This window comes from Streptomyces sp. NBC_01351, from assembly GCF_036237315.1.
GTDB lineage: Bacteria > Actinomycetota > Actinomycetes > Streptomycetales > Streptomycetaceae > Streptomyces.
Window position 1 is genome coordinate 5,582,026 of the sequence record NZ_CP108356.1, and the last position, 22,280, is coordinate 5,604,305.

Below are 22,280 nucleotides of genomic sequence, written 5' to 3' on the forward strand. Positions count from 1 at the left end.
GATCAGCCCTTGGCGGGGATCAGCAGCGGGGTGTTCGCCTTGGCGTCGGCGTAGCGCGCGGCCACGTCCTGCCAGTTGACGACGTTCCACATGGCCTCGATGAAGTCCACCTTCTGGTTCTTGTACTGCAGGTAGAAGGCGTGCTCCCAGGCGTCGAAGACCAGGATCGGCACGGAGGCCTGGCCCACGTTGCCCTGGTGGTCGTAGACCTGCTCGACGATCAGGCGGCCACTGATGGGCTCATACGCGAGCACGCCCCAGCCGGAGCCCTGCGTCGCGGAGGACGCGAAGGTCAGCTGCTTCTTGAAGGCGGCGAAGGAACCGAAGGACTCGGCGATCGCGGCCGGGAGCTCGCCCAGGCCGTCCTTCTCGTCCGGGACGCCGCCGCCCTCGCCGGTCTTCGGGCTGGCCATGTTGTGCCAGTAGATGCTGTGCAGGATGTGGCCGGAGAGGTGGAACGCGAGGTTCTTCTCCAGGCCGTTGAGGGCGCCCCAGTTCTCCTTGTCGCGCGCCTCGGCCAGCTGCTCCAGCGTGGTGTTGGCGCCCGCGACGTAGGCCGCGTGGTGCTTGTCGTGGTGCAGCTCGATGATCTGCGGATTGATCACCGGCTCCAGCGCCGCGTAGTCGTACGGAAGCTCGGGAAGCGTGTAGATGGCCATGCGTGTGTCAGGTCCCCTCGGCGTGCCAACTGCTTATTGCAATTAATGCGCAACTGCACGCTAGCAGTATCTATTCCGCGTCACACATAAGGGTTACCTGAGAACGAAGAAGGCGGACCTCGTGCTTTCGCACGGGTCCGCCTCGATCGTCTGGCAGGGCGTCAGGACCGTGTCGCCGCCCGGCGCTGCATCACGTAGCCGGTCACCGCGAGGGCGACGGTCAGCCCGCCGGTGAAGAGCACCTGGACCCGGGTGTCCTCGCCCATGGCCATCAGGACCAGCACCCCGGCGACGCCTGCCAGTGCCACCCACGTCAGGTACGGGAAGCCCCACATCCTCACGACGAGCTTCTCGGGGGCCTCGCGCTCCAGGCGTCGGCGCAGCACGAACTGGGAGACGGCGATGAAGCCCCAGACGACGAGGATGACCCCGCCGACCATGTTCAGCAGCCAGGCGAACAGGGTGTCCGGATACCAGTACGACAGCAGCACGGTGACGAACCCGAAGGCCGAGGAGGCGAGCACGGCCCGGCGCGGCACCCGGGCGGTGACCTTGCCTAGCGCCTTGGGGCCCTGGCCGCGGGAGACCAGGGAGTAGGCCATGCGCGAGGAGCCGTAGATGTTCGCGTTCATCGCGGACAGCAGCGCGATCAGGATGACCACGTTCATGATCTGGCCCGCGGCCGGGATGCCCAGGTGCTCCAGGGTGGCCGCGTACGGGCCCTGTTCGGTGACCGCCGGATCGTTCCACGGCAGCAGGGTGACGATGACCAGCATCGAGCCGACGTAGACGATCGCGATCCGCCACATGGTGGTCTTCACTGCCTTGGCCACGCCCTTGACCGGGTTCTCGGACTCGGCGGCCGCGATGGTCACCGTTTCCAGCCCGCCGTACGCGACCACCGAGGCCAGCAGTCCGACCAGCAGGCCGTCCACCCCGGTGGGCAGGAAGCCGCCGTCGTGCAGGAGGTTGGCGGCCCCGGGGGAGTCGGTGCCGGGCAGCACGCCGAGTACGGCCAGAACGCCCAGGCCCAGGAAGAGCCCGATCGCACCGATCTTGAGCGCGGCGAACCAGAACTCGAACTCGCCGAAGTTCGAGACGGCCGCCAGGTTCGAGCCGCAGAACACCGCCATGAAGATCAGCACCCACATCCAGGAGGGGGTGCCGGGGAGCCAGCCCGTCACGATGTGCGCGGCACCGATGGCCTCGATCGCCACGCCGACGCACAGCAGGGTCCAGAACATCCAGCCCGCCGTGAAGCCCGCCCAGGGGCCGATCGCCCGCTCCGCGTGGACCGAGAAGGAGCCGGAGACGGGGTTGGCGGCGGACATCTCGCCGAGCATCCGCATCACGAACATGACGAGCAGCCCGGACGCGGCGTACGCGAGCACGATCGAGGGCCCGGCGGCCGCGATCCCGGCCCCGGAGCCGACGAAGAGCCCGGCGCCGATGACGCCGCCGAGGGCGATCATCGAGAGGTGGCGCTGCTTGAGGCCGTTGCCGAGGGGGGATCCGGGGTCGGTCGGCGCCGGGGCCGGCGGCTGCTGCTCGGGGGGTGCGATGGCGCTCTGGATCATGGGTGCAAGTCTGCCAATCGTCCGATTATCGGACTTTAGATGTCCATAATCCGGACACCGGCTTCACCTGACGTGACCGGCCGCCCCCGAAACGGGTACGGCCCGGGACTCCCGTCCCGGGCCGCACCGCAAAGGTCCCGCCCGCTCAGGACCGGCGGTCCCGCAGCTCCCGCACCCACGCCACCACCAGCACCACCGACGCGGCGCCCGCCGACCACAGCAGCTGCGGCCGCGCCGAGTCGTCGAACAGCATCAGCACCAGCACCGTGCCCATGCCGAGCAGCGCGAACCAGGTCGCGTACGGGAACAGCCACATCGGCAGGGTCAGCCGCTCGGGCATGTCCCGCTCGATCCGGCGGCGCAGCTTCAGCTGCGAGACCGCGATCAGCGCCCACACGAACAGCAGCACCGCGCCGACCGCGTTGAGCATGTACAGGAAGATCGTGTCCGGCCACAGCAGGTTCAGCACCACCGAGAAGAAGCCGAAGGCCGCCGACGCGCACACCGCGACGCGCGGCACCCCGCCGCCCGAGACCTTCAGCAGCGACTTCGGCGCCTCGCCCCGCTCGGCGAGCGAGAACACGATGCGCGAGGAGCCGTACAGGTTCGCGTTCAGCGCCGACAGCAGCGCCACGAACACCACGATCTCCATGATCGTGCCGGCCTTCGGGATGCCGATGGAGTCGAGCACCGCGACGTACGGGCTCTGCCCCGGCTTCAGCGAGTCCCAGGGCAGCAGGGACACGATGACCACCATCGAGCCGACGTAGAAGAAGAGGATGCGCCACACCGCGCTGCGCACCGCGCGGGACACGGACCGGGCCGGGTCGTCGGACTCGGCGGCCGCGATCGTGACGACCTCCAGGCCGCCGAAGGCGAAGATCACGGCGAGCATTCCGGCGACGACCCCGCCGATCCCGGCCGGGAAGAAGCCGCCGTGGCCGGTGAGGTTGGTGAGGCCCACGGGCTGGGTGTCGGGCAGCAGGCCGAAGATCGCGAGGGTGCCGAGGATCAGGAACAGCACGATCGCGCCGACCTTGAGCGCCGCGAACCAGAACTCGAACTCGCCGAAGTTCCGCACGGCCGCCAGGTTGGCCACGGTGAAGACCACCATGAAGACCAGCACCCAGACCCACTGGTCGACCGAGGGCACCCAGCGGTTCGCGATGTCCGCCGCGCCGGTGGCCTCCACCGCCAGCACCACGACCAGCAGGAACCAGTACAACCAGCCCGCCGAGAAGCCGGCCCAGCGCCCCAGCGCCTTCTCCGCGTACACCGAGAACGAGCCCGAGGCGGGCATCGCCGCAGACATCTCGCCCAGCGCCCGCATCACCAGCATCGCGAGGACGCCCGCGAGCAGGTACGAGCAGATGATCGCGGGACCGGCGATGCCGATGCCGGCCCCGGAACCCACGAAGAGCCCGGCGCCGATCACGCCGCCGAGGCCCAGCATCGTCAGATGGCGCTGCTTGAGGCTGTGGCTGAGGGGTTCCGGGGGCAGCTCGGAGCTCGGGGAAGAGGAAGAAGAGGAAGGGGGAGGGGGTGGGGGGACTTCGGACAGGCGCTCGCGCATGAGGGGTGCTCGTACTCTCGTTGGGCCCGGCGGCGGTGGGGGCTCCGCATCGGGATTGGCGGGACCCTACAGTCTCCCCGAGCGGAAGCGTCCCGTGCAAAACGGACGTGCCGACAGATCTCCCCAGTGACGCGTATCACGCCAACGAGAGTGTGGATCGCGATCTTTGTGCGATCTCGACGAAACCGGCCGGTACGGCTTTGTGTCCGGCGGCGGTGGGGCCGGGCCCGGCCGCGGACTAGCGTCGGTGATCGTCCCGCCCCCACCCCTCACCCTTTGGGAGCCCCCGATGAGCACCGCCTCCGTCTCCTTCCGGCCCGGCGCCGTCCTCGCCGACCTGCTGCCCGCGAGCCGCGTCCGCGACATCGCGCTCGTCGTCAGCGGAGCCGCGCTCACCGGTCTGGCCGCGCAGATCGCCGTGCCCGTCCCCGGCTCCCCGGTCCCGGTCACCGGCCAGACCTTCGCCGCGCTGCTCGTCGGCACCGCCTTCGGCGCCCGCCGCGGCTTCCTGTCCCTCGCCCTGTACGCCCTCGTCGGGATGGCCGGCGTGCCGTGGTTCGCGGGCGGCACCTCCGGGGCGGGCGGCGCCTCGTTCGGCTACGTGCTCGGCATGCTGCTGGCCGCGACCCTCGTCGGCGCCCTCGCGCGGCGCGGCGCCGACCGCTCGGTCCTGCGTACGGCGGGCACGATGGTGCTGGGCTCCGCGGTGATCTACGCGGTGGGCGTGCCGTACCTGATGGCCGCCACCGGCATGTCCCTGGGCGCGGCCGTCGCGGCGGGCCTGACCCCGTTCCTGATCGGCGACGTGCTCAAGGCGGCCCTCGCGATGGGTGCCCTGCCGGCCGCCTGGAAGCTGGCGGGCCGCCGCGGCTGAGCCCGTACGTCCCCGTACGTCCCCGAACACGCCGGAGCCCGGCCCGCCTCTTCAGGCGGGCCGGGCTCCGGCGTTCGTACGCGATCAGCAGTCAGCAGTCAGGGGGTCAGCCCTGCAGCGCGGCGGCGCGCTTGCGGCGGAGGTCCAGCACCACGCCGACGAGCACGACCAGGCCGGCGACCAGCGTGGACAGGGTGACCACCTCGCGGTTGGCGTCGTCCACGAACATGTAGCCGATCACGAACATGATCAGTGCCGCGGTGGCCCAGGTCAGCCACGGGAAGAGCCACATCTTCACGGTCAGCTTCTCCGGGGACTCGCGGACCAGGATCCCGCGCATCCTCAGCTGGGTGAAGCAGATCACCAGCCAGACGAAGAGCGCGATGGCGCCCGAGGAGTTCAGCAGGAAGTTGAAGACCGTGTCCTTGAAGGCGTAGTTGAAGTAGACGGCGACGAAGCCGAAGACCGTGGAGCCCAGGATCGCGGCGACCGGAACGCCCCGGGAGTTGACCTTGGCGAACGCCTTGGGGGCGTCACCGCGCTCACCGAGCGAGAAGGCCATGCGGGAGGCGGTGTAGAGGCCCGAGTTCAGGCAGGACAGCACGGCGGTCAGGACGATGACCTCCATGATCGTGCCGGCGTGCGCGATGCCGATCGAGTCCAGGGCGGCGACGTACGAGCCCTTCTCGGTGATCGACTTGTCGTTCCAGGGGAGCAGCGTCAACACGATGAAGATCGAGCCGAGGTAGAAGACGCCGATCCGCCAGATGACGGAGTTGGTGGCCTGGGTGACCGCCTTGCGGGGGTTCTCCGACTCGCCGGCGGCGAGGGTGACGATCTCGCTGCCCATGAAGGAGAAGACGACCATCAGGACGCCGGTGAGGACCGCGCCGTAGCCGTTGGGGAAGAAGCCGCCCGCGTCGGTCAGGTGGGCGAAGCCCGCACCCGGGTTGTCGGAGCCCGGCAGCACGCCGAAGACGGCCAGCATGCCGATGACCACGAAGGCGCCGATGGCGACGACCTTGATGCCCGCGAACCAGAACTCGAACTCGCCGTAGGAGGCGACGGAGCCGAGGTTGGTGACGGTCAGGACCGCCATCACGATCAGCGCCCAGGCCCACTGCGGGACGGCCGGGATCCAGTTCTCCAGGATGGCGGCGCCGGCGGTGGCCTCCACCGCGAGGACGACGACCCAGAAGAACCAGTACAGCCAGCCGATGGAGAAGCCGGCCCAGCGGCCGAGCGCGCGGTCGGCGTAGGCGGAGAAGGAACCGGAGTTCGGGCTGGCGGCTGCCATCTCGCCCAGCATGCGCATCACGAAGACGACCATCGCGCCGACGAGCGCGTAGGAGATCAGGATGGCGGGGCCGGCCTTGGCGATACCGCCGCCGGAGCCGACGAAGAGTCCGGCACCGATGACACCGCCGATGGCGATCATGGACAGGTGGCGGTTCTTGAGACCGGCCTTCAGGCCGTCGGAGGGCTGACCGTCACCGGGGGTTCCGGTGGGGTTGCCTTCCTTCTGAAGGGTCGTGGTGGAGCTCATGCACGGATCCTTAGGTTCTCGGGTTGCGAGCCCCGGCATTCAAACCTGAGATGAACGCAGGGCGGAAGACCCCAATCCGGATCGTTGCGTGAGGGCGAACGTCCCGGACCTTGGTCCCGCCCTGTCCCATCTGCGTTCTTTGGGTTTACTTGAGCTTTAGAAGTGACTTACGCGACACTCCCCCTGCCTTCGGCGGGGGACCCCCAGCCGCGAGTCGCCGGGCCCGCTCGTGCCACACTCGTCCCATGCGCGTGTACCTCGGATCCGACCATGCCGGCTTTGAGCTCAAGAACCACCTGGTGGACTGGCTCAAGAACAACGGCCACGAGCCCGTCGACTGTGGGCCCCACATCTACGACGCGGTGGACGACTACCCGCCGTTCTGCCTGCGCGCCGCGGAGAAGACCGCCGCGGACGCCGACAGCCTCGGCGTCGTGATCGGCGGCTCCGGCAACGGCGAGCAGATCGCCGCGAACAAGGTCAAGGGCGTCCGCGCCATCCTGGCCTGGAGCGTCCAGACCGCCCAGCTGGGCCGTGAGCACAACAACGCCAACGTGATCTCCGTCGGCGGCCGGATGCACACCCAGGACGAGGCCGTCAGCTTCATCGAGGCCTTCCTGGCGACCCCGTACTCCGACGAGGAGCGCCACACGCGCCGCATCGACATGCTCTCGGAGTACGAGCAGACCGGCGAGCTGCCCCCCATCCCGGCGCACCACCCGCAGGGCTGATTCCGCTTCCGGTCGTGCCGCCCTCCGGGGCGGCGCGGCCGGTTTTTCTTTTCCCGCTTGTCTTCTTCCCGCCATCCCAGGAGCGTCGCCGTGCCCGAGGGGCATACGATCCACCGCCTCGCCCAGGACCACGCCGCGCGGTTCGCCGCACGCCCGGTCCGGGTCAGCAGCCCGCAGGGCCGCTTCGCCGAGAGCGCCGCGCTGCTCGACGGGCGCGAGCTCGAAAGCGCCGAGGCGCACGGCAAGCACCTCTTCCTGGAGCTCGGCGACGCCTGGATCCACATCCACCTCGGCCTCTTCGGCAAGCTCGGCTTCGGACCCGCCCCGGCGCCGCCCGCCACCGACACGGTCCGGCTGCGCCTGGTCAACGAGGCGCACTACGCCGACCTGCGCGGCCCCACCGCCTGCGAGCTGATCGACGAGGGCGAGAAGCAGGCGATACACGAACGGCTCGGCCCGGACCCGCTGCGCCCGGCCGACGACCCCGACCGCGCGTGGACCCGTATCTCCCGCTCCCGCACCACCGTCGCCGCGCTGCTCATGGACCAGAAGGTGGTCGCGGGCGTCGGCAACGTCTACCGCGCCGAGGTCCTCTTCCGGCACGGCATCGACCCGTACCGGCTCGGCAAGGACCTCACCCGCGCCGAATGGGACGCCATGTGGGCGGACCTGGCCGACCTGATGCGCGAGGGCGTGCGCAACAACCGCATCGACACCGTCCGCGACGAACACCTGCCCGAGGCCATGGGCCGCCCGCCGCGGGTGGACGACCACGGCGGCGAGGTGTACGTCTACCGGAGGGCGAACATGCCCTGCCACATCTGCGGGGGCGAGATCCGCACCGCCGATCTCGCCGCCCGCAACCTCTTCTGGTGCCCGGCCTGCCAACAGCACTAGCCGCGCGTGACGGGGCGGCCGGGGCTGAATTCAGCCTCGCCGGCGTTTGAGGCGCGGGGGTCCGGGGCTCGCCCCGGGGAACGCTGGAAGGGCGGGGCGGGGAGCAGCTCCGCGCAGCGGCACCGCACCTGCCCGCACCGGCTCAGAAGCCGTGCGGGAGCCACGGGGAGACATCCCCGGCGAAGGCGCGGGAGGCCTCCGACAGGGCGCCGGGGCGCAGCTCGCGGACCCGGCCGGCGGCCGCCAGTGAGGTCAGGGTGATGCCGCCCAGATAGGCCGAGCCCAGTTCCCGGACCGAGAGTTCCAGCTCGGGGGGCGCCTCGGTCCGCGTGCACACGGCGGTCCCCTCGGCGTCGGCGGCCAGTCGCCAGCGGCCCGCGTTCCACGGACAGAACGCGTCCTCGACCTCCACGACCACGTCCAGCGGAGCCCCGTACGTCCGTGCTTCGAGCGCCGCCGGCAGGTCCACCAGCCGTACGTGCAGCGAGTCCCGCATCCGGGCCTGCGACCGCCGGACATCGCTGAGCAGGTGCAGCACCGGATCGTCCACCGGCCGCCGGTGGGCCCGTACCGTCCAGGTCAGGTCGATCCCGAACAGGTAGCGCCACAGCGCCGCGTACGCCGCCGGGTCGAGCGCGTCGAGGTCGGCCACCTCGACCTTGCCGTCCGAACCCTTCAGGTCCCAGTCCGGCTTCACCCGGTAGCGGGCGTACCCGACGACCTCGCCGCCCGCGCCCTCGGCGACCACGCACTTGAGCGGCGACCCGCTGCCGCGCGTTCCGGGCGGGTCCAGCAGCGCCAGCTGCTCCCAGCCCGGCTGCCGGGCCGGCATGCCCGGCCGGCCGGCGACCAGTCGCGCGTAGACCCGCTCGCAGTCGGCCAGCACCTCCTCCGGATCGGCCAGGCGCAGCGTGACCTCGTCGGTCCCGGGCGGCACGGAAAGGCGTACGCGGGTCGTGTCGATGTCCACGGCGAGGCCGTACGTCGCCGTGCCGTACCCGAAACGCCCGTAGATCGCCGGATCCGAGGCCGTCAGCACGGCGAGCGGCTCGCCACCCGCCCGGACGTCGTCCAATTGGCGACGCATGAGAGAGGTCAGGATCCCGCGGCGGCGGTGGGTGGGGGAGACCCCCACCATCGTGACACCCGCCGCCGGGACGAGCGTGCCGCCGGGAACGGAGAGGCGGAAGCTGAAGGCCCCGGCCGAGGCGACGCAGGCCGCGCCGTCCCAGACGCCCAGCGAGCGCTCCGTCTCCGTCAACTGCCGGTAGAGCTTGCGCTCCTCGGGGGATTCGGGCACCCCACCGAACGCCAGTTCCAGCTGGTCGTACCAGACATCCCACTCATCGGCCTGCAATACGCGCGTCTCAAGTGCCATATGGCCATCCCTAGCAGGGCATTACAGCTCAGTCGACATGTTTTCGAGCGTCGAAGGACCTTTGGAGCGGGGGTACCCCTGCGCGCCCACAGCCGGGATGGATAGGGTCCCGAAGCAATGGCCCGAGCACGCGTGGAGACGCTCATGGCCCGGGCGCGCATGGTGTCGCACCGGGCGCGCACCGCCCTGCGCAAATCCGCCGTCGACTACTTCCGCGGCGACGCCTCCGACTGGCTCGCCTTCGGCGGGCTGCTGCTCACCATCCCCGCGATCGCCTGCGGCACGATCATGCTGCCCGTCTGGTTCTCGCCCTCCGCCCTCGTCCTGCCGATCGTCGCCGGCGGCCTGCTCCTGCGCCCCGCGAGCCTCCTCGGCCTCTACGCCGCCTCCGCCGCGGCCCTGATCGTCGAGGCCCTCGTCCTGGGCCCGTACACCCAGGGCCCGGCGCGGGTCACCCCCGGCACCGTCCTGGTCGTCGCCGCCTGCGGCTTCTTCGGCCTGGTCATCGCCCAGTTCCGCAGCCGCGTCGGCGTGCCGTGGCGGCGCGGCGGCACCATGCTCTTCGACCTGCGCGAACGGATCCGGGTCCAGAGCAAGCTGCCCGCGCTGCCGCGCGGCTGGCACCGGGAGATGGCGCTGCGACCGGCCGGCGGCCAGTCCTTCTCCGGCGACTTCGTCGTCGCCGCCCGCACCAACGGCGGCCGCACCCTGGAGATCGTCCTGACCGACGTCTCCGGCAAGGGCATGGAGGCCGGCTCCCGCGCGCTGCTCCTCTCGGGCGCCTTCGGCGGCCTGCTCGGGGCCCTCCCCCCGCACGGCTTCCTCCCCGCCGCCAACGGCTACCTGCTGCGCCAGGACTGGGACGAGGGCTTCGCCACCTCCATCCACCTCGTCCTGGACCTGGAGACCGGCGACTACGAACTCCTCTCCGCCGGCCACCTCCCCGCCCTCCAGCTCTCCGCCGGCACCGGCCGCTGGCAGGAGAAGACCGGCGAGGGCCCCCTCCTCGGCGTCTACGACGGCGCGGAATTCACCCCCGCCCGCGGCAACCTGCGCCGGGGCGACGTCCTGATGCTCTTCACGGACGGCCTCGTCGAAACGGCCGACCGCGAGATCAGCGAGGGCATCGACCGCCTCACGGGCGAGGCCGACCGTTACGTCGCCTCCGGCTGGGACGGGGCGGCGTGGCACCTGATCGAAAAGGTGGCCAAGGACGTCAACGACGACCGCGCCCTCCTCCTCATCCGCCGTTCCCCCTAATCCGGCACCGGCCGCCCCGGCCGGGGCCGGGCCATGTGCCGGGGTGCCCCCGCAGGCCCGTAGGGGGCCGGGTGTACGTCGGGGCGTCCCCGCACGCTCGGACGGGCCGGCCATGCGCCAGGCCGCTACCCGCCGGCTCGGACGAGGCCGGGCGTGCGTCGAGGCGTCCCCGCCGGCTCGGACGGGGTCGGGTGTGTGTCGAGGCGTCCCCGTAGGCCCGGACGGGGTCGGGTGTGTGCCGGGGTGCCCCCGCAGGCCCGGACGGGGTCGGGTGTGTGGCGGGGCGTCCCCGCAGGGCGTCGAACGCACCCCCTCGGCCCACCGACCCCTGGCACCGTTCGACGCCCGAGGAGACGCCCCGGCGCGCGCCCGGCCACGGCCGGGCCGGCCGCCCCCGACCCCGCCCCGGCTGATCCCGCCCGCCCCATCCCGCCTCACCCCAGCCCGGGGTGGGGTTTGCCCCACCCCCGGTCCGCCGGGTCGCGCCATGGTCGGGGCCGCACGGTGATCCGTAGCGTCGGAGGCGCAGGCAGGACGGCACCCGGCAGGGAAGGCGGCACGACATGGGGCTCCGACGGAGCAAGCGGCAGCGGCAACAGGAGCAGCGGAACGACGGCCCGCCGCAGCCGAGCGTCGCGCACGACGCGCACGACGCGTCCAACGCGTCCAACGCGTCCGACGACACCGCCGCCGTAGAGCTGCGCGGCGTCCGCCGTGAATACGGGCGCGGCGCCACCACCGTGCACGCGCTGCGCGGGATCGACCTCCGCCTGCCGCGCGGCAGCTTCACCGCCGTGATGGGCCCCTCCGGCTCGGGGAAGTCCACCTTCCTCCAGTGCGCCGCCGGACTCGACCTCCCCACCGCGGGCTCCGTCCGCCTCGGCGGCACCGAGATCACCGGCATGGACGAGAACGAGCTCACCGAGCTCCGCCGCAGCCGCCTGGGCTTCGTCTTCCAGGCCTTCAACCTGCTGCCCTCCCTCACCGTCGAGCAGAACGTCCTGCTCCCGATGCGGCTCGCCGGCGGCCGCCAGGACCGCGCCCGGGCCGCCGATCTCCTGGCACGCGTCGGCCTGGAGGGCAAGGGCCGACGCCGCCCCGCCGAGCTCTCCGGCGGTCAGCAGCAGCGCGTCGCCATCGCCCGGGCCCTGGTCACCCGCCCCGACGTGGTCTTCGCCGACGAGCCCACGGGCGCGCTGGACACCACCACCGCGGCCGAAGTCCTGGGCCTGCTGCGGTCCGCCGTCGACTCCCTCGGAGCCACGATCGTCATGGTCACCCACGACCCGGCCGCCGCCACCCACGCCGACCAGGTCCTCTTCCTCGCCGACGGCCTGATCGCCGACCGCCTCCCGCGCAGCCCGGCCACGACGATCGCCGCCCGCATGACCACCCTCACGGCCCCGTCCTACGCGGCCACGGCCGCGGCGTAGTCCGTGGCCCCGCCTGTGCCGGCCCCGCCTGTGGCGGCTCCGCCTGGGCCGCCGCGCCTGTGCCGGCCCGGCCGTGGCCGGGCGCGCGCCGGGGCGTCTCCTCGGGCGTCGAACGGTGCCAGGGGTCGGTGGGCCGAGGGGGGGTGCGTTCGACGCCCTGCGGGGACGCCCCGCCGCACACCCGACCCCGTCCGGGCCTGCGGGGACGCCCCGCCGCACACCCGACCCCGTCCGGGCCTGCGGGGACGCCCCGCCGCACACCCGACCCCGTCCGGTCACGCGAAGTGCCGTACGTCGTGCCCGCGTTCCCGTAGCCGGCCCACCGTCTCCGCGAAGTACCCCGGCACCACCCCCGGGTGCCGCTCGGCCGCCAGGTCCAGCACCTCGAAGACGTCCTGGCGTCACGCCGGGTGGCCCTGGAAGTCCCCGCGCAGTGCGGGCGGGGGCATCCGGTGCAGCCCGAAACCGACGTGCTCCGGACCGCACACCACGCTCTCCGCCAGCCGCCTGTGCCATGCGTACGCGGTCTGCGTCTTCCCGCCGCCGAAGGGGCCGTTCAGCCGTACGATCACCGGCCGGCCGCCGCCCACGGTCCGATCCCCAGCCTGCCCGTGTTCCCCAGGTCCACCGGCCGGCTCAGCGCCAGCGACACCCGCGGGGCGCCCGGTCGCGGCGTCACCTCCAGGACCCACCCCTCCACCGCCGGCGCCGTCGCGTCGGTCACCAGGTTCCGCCACACCACCGACAGCGAGGAGGCCTGCCCTGGTGCCAGCGTCACACGCTGCGGAGCGGCGTCCACGGCCGGCACCTGTGAGGTGATCGGCGCCGAGCCGTGCCCGACAGCCACCTCCACCGGCCGGTGCGCCTTGTCGAGCAGCCGGATCTCGGGGTAGCCCTCCAGTACGTAGTCAGTCGCACCGCAGTTGACCAGCTCGTAGCCCTCCACCCGCAGCCCCATCGCCGCGTCCCCGGTCCCCTCGACGAGCCGCACCCCGCCCTCCGGGCACGCCTCCGCCGCGGGCGGCACCGCCGACACCGAAGGCCGCGCGGCCGCCGGCGCCGGCGCCGCCTCGCACCCCGTAGCCCCCAGCACCACGGCTCCCGCCACGACAACGCCCCGCACCCACCGCTTCATGCACATGCCCCCGACCCTACGACCGCGGGCCACTTGCCCCGGATTGGCCCGCCTCCACCGCCCCCGGCAACGCCTACCGTGCCCCCATGGACGGAATGGACCCCACGCTCGCCGCAGACCTCGCCCGGCTCCCCGAGCTCCTCGAAGCCACCCGACGCGCCGCCGCCGACGCGCTCGCCACCCTGGACGAGCGTGCCGTCGTACCGCCCGCTGCCCCAGCGCCGGACCCCGAGCCCCTCCCGGAGCGCGGCGACGGCACCGAGCAGGCCCTCGCCGCCTTCCGTGCGCGCTGGGAGCCCCGCCTGTCCGCCTCCGCCGGCCCCCGCTACCTCGGCTTCGTCACCGGCGGAGCCACCCCCGCCGCCCTCGCGGGGGACTGGCTGACCGCAGCCCACGACCAGAACTCCAACTCCGCCCTCGACGGCGGTGGCCAGGCCCTCGAACGCGAAACCGTCACCTGGCTCCGCGAGCTCTTCGGCCCCTCCGAAGCCCACACAGGCACCTTCGTCAGCGGCGCCACGATGTCCAACACCACCGGCCTCGCCATCGCCCGCGAATGGCTCGGCGAACGCCTCGGGGTCTCGCCGGCCGACGACGGCGCCGCTGCCCTCGGGCCCGTCCGGGTCCTCTCCGGCGCCCCCCACTCCTCCATCGCCAAGGGCCTCTCGGTCCTCGGCCTCGGCCGCAACTCCCTCGTCCCGGTCCCCACCCTCCCCGGCCGCGAGGCCGTCGACCCCGCGGCCCTCGACCGGGCCCTCGCCGACACGCCCGGCCCGGCCGTGGTCGTCGCCAACGCCGGCACCGTCAACACCGTCGATTTCGACGACCTCCGCGCCATCGCCGCCCTCCGCGAACGCCACGACTTCTGGCTGCACACCGACGCCGCCTTCGGCGCCTTCGCCGCCCTCTCCCCGGACCACGCCCACCTCACCGACGGCCTCGACGCCTCCGACTCCGTCTGCGTCGACCTCCACAAGTGGCTCAACGTCCCCTACGACAGTGCCGTCCAGTTCACCCGCCGCCGCGACCTGCAGGCCCGCGTCTTCCAGAACGCCGCCGCCTACCTCGGCCCCCTCGGCGAACACCCCGACCTGGTCCACCTCACCCCGGAGAACTCCCACCGACTGCGCGCCCTCGCCGCCTGGTTCACCCTGCGCGCCTACGGCCGCCGGGGTCACCGCGAGATCGTCGAACGCGACATCGCCTGCGCCCGCGCACTCGGCGAACGGCTCTCCGAAGACCCGGCCTTCCGCCTCCTCGCCCCGGTCCGCCTCAACGTGGTCTGCTTCACCCTCGCCGAGACCCCCACCCAGGCCCGCCTCACGGCCCTCCGCGAGGCCGTCTCCTCCGAGGTCTTCCTCACCCCGACCGTCTACGCGGGAACCCCCGCCCTGCGCGCGGCGTTCTCCAACTGGCGTACCACGCAGGCGGACGTACGCCGGGCCGCCGAGGCCCTCCGTACGGCAGCGAAGGACCTCACATGACGGCGACCAGCCCCCTGCTGACCCTCCCCGAGGTCGAGGCCCTCGCGCGCGCCGCCCACGAGGGCCAGACCGACAAGGCCGGCCGGCCGTACGCGGAGCACCTCGCGGCCGTGGCCGAGGGCGTCCGCGCGCGCGGCGGCAGCCCCGAACAGCAGGCGGCCGCCTGGCTCCACGACGCCATCGAGGACGAGGCCCTCAGCCTCACCTGGCTGGATTCCGCCGCCCTCCCGCAGGCGGTGAAGGACATGGTCCTCGCGGTCACCAAGCGCCCCGGCGAACCGGTCGAGCAGTACACGGCGCGCATCCTCGCCATGCCGGGCGCCCTCCTGGTCAAGGAGGCCGACCTCGCGCACAACGCCGACCCCGCCCGCCTCTCCGTCCTGGACGCCCCCACCCGCGACCGTCTGTCCGCGAAGTACGCGTATGTCCGCTCCCTCTTGGGCCTCACCGCTCCCTGACCGCACAAGCGGAACCACGGTGATTCGTCACGGGGCGGATAGCCGGGGCCGGTTGGTGGGAGGATGGTCCATGTGGGGGTGTGCTTGGCCGTGCGCCCCGGGCCGACCAGGGGACGACCGAAGGTGTGATCAGTAGTGGCCATTTCGCTGTCAGTGGTGGTTCTGTTGGCGGTCATCCTGGTGGTGCTGATCCGCGGCAACCACATCAAGGCGGGCCCCGCCATCGTCGCGGCCCTCTTCGGCTTCTTCCTGGCGTCCAGCTCGATCGCGGACGACGTGAACCGCTTCCTGAACTCCCTCGCGACGATGATCGCGAACATCAAGCTCTAGCGAGCTCTCACCACACGTACGCCATGTCCGCATCGGCGCAGGGGCCAGGCCGAGAAAACCGGCTGAGGGGAGGCCCCGCCCCCGCCGTGCACCCGCCAGACGGGCACACAGCGGGCGCGTCCCTTAACGGCGTTGCCGGTAAGGCGTATAGATCGTCTGAGGTTCAGGTGGACGTGGCTGGCCTGGATCAAGCCGTGGCAGTTCGTACTCGGGAACGAGGAAGCTGCTGTACGTCTCCGGAGCGGAAGACTCGCCCCAGTACACGGCGCCGGCGACTACGAACCCGCCCAGCAAGCGCTCACCGAGGACGAAGGCCCGCGCGTCATGCCAAGAGCCCGGAACTGCTTCGCGCAGTTCTGCCTCTTCCTCGCTGGACGCATCGCGGATGGTCAACGAGGGGTAGTGCGCCCGGACGGATAGGGCGCTGACGTTCTTGAAGAGCACTTCCAGCGTTGTCGAGAGGCCCCGCTCGTCGTTCTGGTGCCCTCTGAGCAGTAGCTGACTGTGTCCGATGATGTAGGTGAACAACCCGACAGGCCGCGCGAACTTCACTGGTAGATGGGTCAAATCGACCTGTGGAGTCACTACTTGGTCTCCCTGACCCGCGAGAAGGCCTGCGTCATCATCCTGGCACCTTACCCCTGAGGTACGAGCGCCCTCCGGAGATGAGCAAGGAAGAGTCAGAGGCAGGCCGCCAAAATCTCGAAGCCCCCGCGTTCACGCAGTGTGAGGTACCCACAGCACTGGCACCGATACGGGCCGTTTTCAGGTCCGCCATAGGTGTTCATGAAGGGTTCCGGCACGACTGCATCTTCACTCCCGTGTCACGCATTGAACGCGGGCCTCTGACAGGCCCCGGGAACGACGAAGGGCCAGGTCGAGGAAACATCCTCTGACCTGGCCCTTCGTGCTTCAGAGCGGGTGACGGGAATCGAACCCGCGTAGCTAGTTTGGAAGACTAGTGCTCTACCATTGAGCTACACCCGCAACGCGCGCGCCGCAGGTTACGAGGACCGCGGCACGGACAGCATCCTAGCGGGTCGTGAAGGCCGAGCGCACACCACATTCGAGCCCGTCGCGGAGAGTCGCCCACAAGTGGGCGGGAAACCCCGTGCATCGGAGCGTCTCCGGGCATGTACCCTACGTGTCGCACCGACGGGGTGTGGCGCAGCTTGGTAGCGCGTCCGCTTTGGGAGCGGAAGGTCGTCGGTTCGAATCCGGCCACCCCGACCATGAGATCTCGTTTGCAAGATCGCGTTGTGGGCTGATTGCCGCTTGCGGTTACTATGCAAGCTGCGTGCCCGTGTGTCTGATGTACCGGGCCCGATCCGCAGAACCGCTGAATCACAGCGAGACGGCGGAGACACCCAGCAGTCAGCCACAAGGAGACCAAACCGTGAAGAGCGCCGTGGAGACCCTGAACCCGACTCGGGTTCGGCTCACTGTTGAGGTGCCCTTCGAGGAGCTCAAGGACAGCCTCGACGCGGCGTACAAGAAGATCAACCAGCAGGTCACGGTGAAGGGCTTCCGCAAGGGCAAGATCCCGAACCGGGTCATCGACCAGCGCTTCGGCCGCGGTGCGGTGCTGGAGGAGGCCGTCAACGACGCCCTCCCGAAGTTCTACACCGAGGCGGTCAACGAGGCCGACCTGAACCCGCTGGGCCAGCCCGAGGTCGACATCACGGAGCTGAAGGACGGCGAACTGCTGGCCTTCACCGCCGAGGTCGACGTCCGCCCCGAGATCGAGATCCCGGACTACTCCGGCATCGAGGTCGAGGTCGACGCGGTCGAGGTCTCGGACGAGGACGTCGAGAAGTCGGTCGAGCAGCTGCGCGGCCGCTTCGCGTCCACCAAGGACGTCGAGCGTGCGGCCGAGGACGGCGACGTCATCACCATCGACCTCGAGGCCAAGGTCGACGGCGAGGTGCTGCCCGACGGCGTCGCCTCCGACGTTTCCTACACCATCGGCTCGGGCGAGCTTCTCGAGGGCATCGACGAGGCCGTGAAGGGCCTGGAGGCCGGTGGCGAGGCCACCTTCACCTCCCAGCTGAAGGGCGGCTCCGCCGAGGGCAAGGACGCCGAGGTCACCGTCAAGGTCACCAAGGTCTCCGCCCGTGAGCTGCCGGAGCTGGACGACGAGTTCGCGCAGATGGCGAGCGAGTTCGACAGCATCGAGGACCTCAAGGCGGACAGCCGCAAGCGCCTCGAGAACATGAAGCAGTACGACCAGGCCACGCAGGCCCAGGAGCGCGTCCTGGAGAAGCTGCTGGAGCTCGTCGAGGTCCCGATCCCCGAGAAGCTGCTCGCGGACGAGGTCCAGACCCGCAAGCACAACCTGGAGCACCACCAGCTCGGCCAGATGGGTCTGACCATCGAGAAGTACCTGGAGTTCCAGGGCAAGACGGTCGAGGAGTTCGACGCCGAGACCGCCGAGCAGGCGATCAAGGGCATCAAGACCCAGTTCGTCCTCGACGCGCTGGTCAACAAGGAGAAGCTGGGCGTCAACCAGGAGGAGCTCACCGAGCACCTCATGCGCCGCGCCGCTTCCTCCGGCATGTCCCCCGACCAGTTCGCCCAGGCGGTCGTCGAGGGTGGCCAGGTCCCGATGCTGGTCGGCGAGGTCGCCCGCGGCAAGGCCCTCGCGGTCGTCGTCGAGGCCGCCAAGGTCACCGACACCAACGGTGAGGTCGTCGACCTGTCCGACGAGGACGAGGAGCAGGTCACCGAGACCGTCGAGGCCGCCACCGGCGAGACCGAGGTCGCGGCCGACGAGGCCAAGTAAGGCCCCGTAGGACCCTGAGCAGTGCCCCGAAGGGCCCGTACGCAGCCGCGTACGGGCCCTTCGGCATGGGCCCGTACGCGGCTCCCGCACGGGCCCCTGCAAGGCCTCCCTACCTTGCGCTCCGAGCGAACAGTTCGGGAAGCGGGATGGCGTTGTCCTACCTGCGCGTTAGGGTCCATGAATACGAGGGCACGTGAGTCCCTGGACTACCCGGACGCCGGCGGACCTGTCCGCTCCGGCCGGGCCGCGCCCCAGAACGAGACGCTGAGACGGCACATGGCCGTCGGAGACGAGCAGGTGGATACGTGACGAATCTGAAGCCTTACGCCGCGGGTGAGCCGTCCATCGGTGGCGGCCTCGGCGACCATGTCTACAACCGGCTGCTCGGCGAGCGCATCATCTTCCTCGGCCAGCAGGTCGACGACGAGATCGCCAACAAGATCACGGCGCAGCTCCTCCTCCTGGCTGCCGAGCCCGAGAAGGACATCTACCTCTACATCAACAGCCCGGGTGGCTCCGTGACGGCGGGCATGGCGGTCTACGACACCATGCAGTACATCCCGAACGACGTCGTCACCATCGGCATGGGCATGGCCGCCTCCATGGGCCAGTTCCTGCTGACCGGTGGTGCCAAGGGCAAGCGCTTCGCCCTGCCGAACACCGACATCCTGATGCACCAGGGCTCCGCCGGCATCGGTGGTACCGCGTCGGACATCAAGATCCAGGCCCAGTACCTGCTGCGCACCAAGCAGCGCATGGCCGAGATCACCGCGTTCCACTCGGGCCAGACCGTGGAGGCGATCATCCGCGACGGTGACCGCGACCGCTGGTTCACCGCCGAGGAGGCCAAGGACTACGGCCTCATCGACGAGATCATCTCGGCCGCGTCCAACGTGCCGGGCGGCGGCGGCACCGGGGCCTGATCCCGGCTCCGACGCCAGCACGCAGCAGCCGACAGCCCGCAGAACGCCACCAGGACGGTGAACACCCAGATGCACATGAACAACCTCTCTCCCGCGAGCGGCCTCTACTCCGGCCCGCAGGTGGACAACCGCTACGTCATCCCGCGCTTCGTCGAGCGCACCTCGCAGGGCGTGCGCGAGTACGACCCGTACGCGAAGCTCTTCGAGGAGCGCGTGATCTTCCTCGGCGTGCAGATCGACGACGCCTCCGCCAACGACGTCATGGCGCAGCTGCTGTGCCTGGAGTCGATGGACCCGGACCGTGACATCTCGATCTACATCAACAGCCCCGGTGGTTCCTTCACCGCGCTGACGGCGATCTACGACACGATGCAGTTCGTGAAGCCGGACATCCAGACGGTCTGCATGGGCCAGGCGGCCTCCGCCGCCGCGGTCCTGCTCGCCGCCGGTACCCCCGGCAAGCGCATGGCCCTGCCGAACGCCCGAGTGCTGATCCACCAGCCCTCCGGCGGTACCGGCCGCGAGCAGCTCTCCGACCTGGAGATCGCGGCCAACGAGATCCTGCGCATGCGCGACCAGCTGGAGACCATGCTGGCCAAGCACTCGACGACGCCGATCGAGAAGATCCGCGACGACATCGAGCGCGACAAGATCCTCACTGCCGAGGACGCTCTCGCGTACGGCCTGATCGACCAGATCATCTCCACGCGCAAGAGCAGCAAGAGCTAGCAAGGCCCGATCCTTGCCGTCATTCGGCGTGGGCACGCCGCCGGATTCGGCGATGTGAACCACGTCAAGGGGGCCCCGCACGGGGCCCCCGGCAAGGTACCGTCGGATATGAGGCACCAGGAGCGCTGAACCAAGCGTCTCCCAGGCGAAGGGGAAGCACCTCGTGGCACGCATCGGTGACGGCGGCGATCTGCTCAAGTGCTCGTTCTGCGGAAAGAGCCAGAAGCAGGTGAAGAAGCTCATCGCAGGACCCGGTGTGTACATCTGCGACGAGTGCATCGACCTCTGCAACGAGATCATCGAAGAGGAGCTCGCGGAGACTTCCGAGGTGCGGTGGGAGGAACTCCCCAAGCCCCGTGAGATCTACGAGTTCCTGGAGAGCTACGTCGTCGGCCAGGAGCCGGCGAAGAAGGCGCTCTCCGTCGCGGTGTACAACCACTACAAGCGGGTCCAGGCCGGCGAGAACGGCGGCGCGCAGGGCCGGGACGACGCGATCGAGCTCGCGAAGTCCAACATCCTGCTGCTGGGCCCCACGGGCTCCGGCAAGACGCTGCTGGCCCAGACGCTCGCCCGCATGCTGAACGTACCGTTCGCCATCGCCGACGCGACCGCGCTGACGGAGGCCGGGTACGTCGGCGAGGACGTCGAGAACATCCTGCTGAAGCTGATCCAGGCCGCCGACTACGACGTCAAGAAGGCCGAGACCGGGATCATCTACATCGACGAGATCGACAAGGTCGCTCGCAAGAGCGAGAACCCGTCGATCACCCGTGATGTGAGCGGCGAGGGCGTGCAGCAGGCGCTCCTGAAGATCCTGGAAGGCACGACCGCTTCCGTCCCGCCGCAGGGCGGCCGCAAGCACCCGCACCAGGAGTTCATCCAGATCGACACGACGAACGTGCTCTTCATCGTGGGCGGCGCGTTCGCCGGCCTGGAGAAGATCATCGAGTCGCGTGCGGGCGCCAAGGGCATCGGCTTCGGGGCGACGATCCGCTCGAAGCGCGAGATCGAGGCGAGCGACCAGTTCCACGAGGTCATGCCGGAGGACTTGGTGAAGTTCGGGATGATCCCCGAGTTCATCGGCCGCCTCCCCGTGCTGACCTCCGTGCACAACCTGGACCGCGAGGCCCTGCTCCAGATCCTCATCGAGCCGCGCAACGCGCTGGTGAAGCAGTACCAGCGGCTGTTCGAACTCGACGGTGTCGAGCTGGACTTCGAGCGCGAGGCCCTGGAGGCCATCGCCGACCAGGCGATCCTCCGCCAGACGGGCGCGCGCGGCCTGCGCGCCATCATGGAAGAGGTCCTGATGTCGGTGATGTACGAGGTCCCGTCCCGCAAGGACGTGGCCCGCGTGGTCATCACCTCGGACGTGGTCCGCTCCAACGTCAACCCGACGCTGGTCCCGCGGATCGTCCCGAAGGACCAGGGGCCGCACGAGAAGTCGGCGTAGCCGGCCAGCAGTACGCAGAAGGGGCGCCCCCGTCCGGGGGCGCCCCTTCTGCATGTGCCGAGCGCCGCTACTTCTTGACGCGGGAGGTGTTGTAGAGCTTCGCGGTGAGGTCCGCGGCCTGCTCGAGGGTGTAGCTCGGCTTGCCCGCCAGGATCGAGGCCGCGTCCGAGCCGGTGACCATGCTCAAGGTGCTGTAGTCACCCCAGATGCAGACGGGGAGCGTGACTTCCTTGGGCCCCTTGGTGCTCGGGTCCTTCGAGGTGATCTTGATGTCCTGGCACTTCATCACGGCGCCCTTGAAGCCGGCCGGGGTCATCGTCTTGGGGCTGCCGACGAGGGTCACCTCCGACTTGCCGTCCTTGCCGCCGATGTTCATCTTGGCCAGGGCGAAGTAGCCGTCCACCGTCTTCTCGGGGTCGGCGAGTTCGCCGTAGAGGCCTTGGAAGTTGAGGCCCTTGGCCGTCAGCGGGTTCTTCGGGTCGCCGGCCTGGTAGTTCATGCCCACCTGGGTGGGGTTCTTGATGCCCGCGGCTTCGGCTTCCTTCTTGTCCTTGTCGGTGAACTCCGACTGCTGGTACTTCGGGTCCTTCTTGAAGTCGTCCACCGTCGCCGGGGCGACCAGCTTGTAGCCCTTGGTGTCGGCCGCCACGGCGCCGCCCGCGCCCTCGCCCAGGAAGTACCAGCCGGCGGTCGCGATCACGGCCACCGCGACGACCACGCCGATGATGACGCCGGTCTTGGACTTCTTCGGGGGCTGCGGGGGGACGCCGCCGTACGGGGGCTGCTGCTGGTAGCCGTACGCGGGCTGCGGCGGCTGCTGGGGGTAGCCCTGCGGCGGGACGCCCGGCTGCTGGGGATAGCCGTAGCCCGGCTGCGGGGCGGGCTGGCCGTACGGGCCCGGGGGCGGCGGGGGCTGCTGCCCGTACGGTCCCGGCTGCTGCTGCGGCTGCTGGCCATACGGCCCCGGCTGGTTGTAGCTCATCCGTGCGTCCCCCTTAGGAACTTCTTTAGGAACTTCTTACGCTGCTCACATCCTTGCGGAAGATCGACCGGCTCCGGGC

20 protein-coding genes, 2 tRNA genes and 1 pseudogene are annotated in these 22,280 nt (G+C 70.4%); 13 read left to right on the forward strand and 10 right to left on the reverse strand.

The window, feature by feature from the left end:
* Positions 1–2 precede the first annotated feature (2 nt).
* From OG625_RS25665 to OG625_RS25675, 3 genes are all read right to left on the reverse strand, one after another.
* Positions 3–659: a superoxide dismutase gene (locus tag OG625_RS25665; protein WP_329385545.1), complete on the reverse strand. Its 657-nt coding sequence runs from the start codon at positions 657–659 to the stop codon at positions 3–5.
* Positions 660–820: 161 nt separating this feature from the next.
* Positions 821–2,236: an amino acid permease gene (locus OG625_RS25670; protein WP_329385548.1), complete on the reverse strand. Its 1,416-nt coding sequence runs from the start codon at positions 2,234–2,236 to the stop codon at positions 821–823.
* A gap of 145 nt (positions 2,237–2,381) precedes the next feature.
* Positions 2,382–3,689, reverse strand: coding sequence for an amino acid permease (locus OG625_RS25675; protein ID WP_329385551.1), 1,308 nt, complete (start codon positions 3,687–3,689; stop codon positions 2,382–2,384).
* Between the two features lie 409 nt (positions 3,690–4,098).
* Here OG625_RS25675 and OG625_RS25680 point away from each other — a divergent pair, with 409 nt between their 5' ends.
* On the forward strand, positions 4,099–4,683 hold the full coding sequence (locus OG625_RS25680) for a biotin transporter BioY (protein ID WP_329385554.1): 585 nt from the start codon (positions 4,099–4,101) through the stop codon (positions 4,681–4,683).
* Between the two features lie 106 nt (positions 4,684–4,789).
* On the opposite strand, the gene OG625_RS25685 is transcribed toward OG625_RS25680, so the two are convergent.
* Entirely contained in the window at positions 4,790–6,229 is a 1,440-nt protein-coding gene (locus OG625_RS25685) for an amino acid permease (protein ID WP_329385557.1), read from the reverse strand.
* A gap of 245 nt (positions 6,230–6,474) precedes the next feature.
* Here OG625_RS25685 and OG625_RS25690 point away from each other — a divergent pair, with 245 nt between their 5' ends.
* Together OG625_RS25690 and OG625_RS25695 are read left to right on the forward strand one after the other, a co-directional pair.
* Positions 6,475–6,960, forward strand: coding sequence for a ribose-5-phosphate isomerase (locus OG625_RS25690; protein ID WP_329385559.1), 486 nt, complete (start codon positions 6,475–6,477; stop codon positions 6,958–6,960).
* 90 nt (positions 6,961–7,050) lie between these two features.
* Positions 7,051–7,857: an Fpg/Nei family DNA glycosylase gene (locus OG625_RS25695; RefSeq protein ID WP_329385561.1), complete on the forward strand. Its 807-nt coding sequence runs from the start codon at positions 7,051–7,053 to the stop codon at positions 7,855–7,857.
* 142 nt (positions 7,858–7,999) lie between these two features.
* On the opposite strand, the gene OG625_RS25700 is transcribed toward OG625_RS25695, so the two are convergent.
* Complete coding sequence (locus OG625_RS25700; protein ID WP_329385564.1) at positions 8,000–9,235, reverse strand: GNAT family N-acetyltransferase; 1,236 nt, start codon at positions 9,233–9,235, stop codon at positions 8,000–8,002.
* A gap of 117 nt (positions 9,236–9,352) precedes the next feature.
* Here OG625_RS25700 and OG625_RS25705 point away from each other — a divergent pair, with 117 nt between their 5' ends.
* Positions 9,353–10,495 carry a PP2C family protein-serine/threonine phosphatase gene (locus OG625_RS25705; protein ID WP_329385566.1) on the forward strand — a complete coding sequence of 381 codons (1,143 nt, stop codon included), beginning with the start codon at positions 9,353–9,355 and terminating at the stop codon, positions 10,493–10,495.
* Between the two features lie 563 nt (positions 10,496–11,058).
* Positions 11,059–11,928 carry an ABC transporter ATP-binding protein gene (locus tag OG625_RS25710; protein WP_329385569.1) on the forward strand — a complete coding sequence of 290 codons (870 nt, stop codon included), beginning with the start codon at positions 11,059–11,061 and terminating at the stop codon, positions 11,926–11,928.
* Positions 11,929–12,206: 278 nt separating this feature from the next.
* Here OG625_RS25710 and OG625_RS25715 read toward each other — a convergent pair.
* Together OG625_RS25715 and OG625_RS25720 are read right to left on the reverse strand one after the other, a co-directional pair.
* Positions 12,207–12,500: pseudogene (locus OG625_RS25715) on the reverse strand (ATP-binding protein); the annotation flags it as partial.
* Positions 12,497–13,069 (reverse strand): DUF4232 domain-containing protein, encoded by a 573-nt coding sequence (locus tag OG625_RS25720; protein WP_329385572.1) that lies wholly within the window; start codon positions 13,067–13,069, stop codon positions 12,497–12,499. The pseudogene OG625_RS25715 and the gene OG625_RS25720, both read right to left, overlap by 4 nt.
* 89 nt (positions 13,070–13,158) lie before the next feature.
* Between OG625_RS25720 and OG625_RS25725 the strand changes: the two genes are divergently transcribed.
* From OG625_RS25725 to OG625_RS25735, 3 genes are all read left to right on the forward strand, one after another.
* Positions 13,159–14,547, forward strand: coding sequence for a pyridoxal phosphate-dependent decarboxylase family protein (locus OG625_RS25725; protein WP_329390950.1), 1,389 nt, complete (start codon positions 13,159–13,161; stop codon positions 14,545–14,547).
* A complete protein-coding gene (locus tag OG625_RS25730) occupies positions 14,544–15,005 on the forward strand; it encodes an HD domain-containing protein (RefSeq protein WP_329385575.1) in 462 nt (153 codons plus the stop codon). The genes OG625_RS25725 and OG625_RS25730 overlap by 4 nt, the downstream gene beginning before the upstream one ends.
* 135 nt (positions 15,006–15,140) lie before the next feature.
* Complete coding sequence (locus OG625_RS25735) at positions 15,141–15,335, forward strand: hypothetical protein (protein WP_150519620.1); 195 nt, start codon at positions 15,141–15,143, stop codon at positions 15,333–15,335.
* 123 nt (positions 15,336–15,458) lie between these two features.
* Here OG625_RS25735 and OG625_RS25740 read toward each other — a convergent pair whose 3' ends face one another.
* Together OG625_RS25740 and OG625_RS25745 are read right to left on the reverse strand one after the other, a co-directional pair.
* Positions 15,459–15,920 (reverse strand): hypothetical protein, encoded by a 462-nt coding sequence (locus OG625_RS25740; protein ID WP_329385579.1) that lies wholly within the window; start codon positions 15,918–15,920, stop codon positions 15,459–15,461.
* Positions 15,921–16,251: 331 nt separating this feature from the next.
* Positions 16,252–16,322, reverse strand: a tRNA-Gly gene (locus OG625_RS25745).
* Positions 16,323–16,491: 169 nt separating this feature from the next.
* On the opposite strand from OG625_RS25745, the gene OG625_RS25750 reads away from it, so the two are divergent.
* The 5 genes from OG625_RS25750 to clpX all read left to right on the forward strand — a co-directional run bounded on the left by OG625_RS25750 (position 16,492) and on the right by clpX (position 21,219).
* Positions 16,492–16,568: transfer RNA gene (locus OG625_RS25750), tRNA-Pro, on the forward strand.
* Positions 16,569–16,731: 163 nt separating this feature from the next.
* Positions 16,732–18,117, forward strand: coding sequence for a trigger factor (tig, locus tag OG625_RS25755; RefSeq protein ID WP_329385582.1), 1,386 nt, complete (start codon positions 16,732–16,734; stop codon positions 18,115–18,117).
* Between the two features lie 305 nt (positions 18,118–18,422).
* Positions 18,423–19,040: an ATP-dependent Clp protease proteolytic subunit gene (locus tag OG625_RS25760; RefSeq protein WP_329385585.1), complete on the forward strand. Its 618-nt coding sequence runs from the start codon at positions 18,423–18,425 to the stop codon at positions 19,038–19,040.
* Between the two features lie 75 nt (positions 19,041–19,115).
* The gene (locus OG625_RS25765) at positions 19,116–19,769 is read left to right on the forward strand and encodes an ATP-dependent Clp protease proteolytic subunit (protein WP_329385588.1); all 654 of its coding nucleotides are present in this window, start codon (positions 19,116–19,118) and stop codon (positions 19,767–19,769) included.
* A 163-nt stretch (positions 19,770–19,932) separates the two neighbouring features.
* Positions 19,933–21,219, forward strand: a complete 1,287-nt coding sequence (clpX, locus tag OG625_RS25770; RefSeq protein WP_326590751.1) for an ATP-dependent Clp protease ATP-binding subunit ClpX — start codon at positions 19,933–19,935, stop codon at positions 21,217–21,219.
* 67 nt (positions 21,220–21,286) lie between these two features.
* Here clpX and OG625_RS25775 read toward each other — a convergent pair whose 3' ends face one another.
* A complete protein-coding gene (locus OG625_RS25775; protein ID WP_329385594.1) occupies positions 21,287–22,201 on the reverse strand; it encodes a hypothetical protein in 915 nt (304 codons plus the stop codon).
* Between the last annotated feature and the right edge of the window lie 79 nt (positions 22,202–22,280).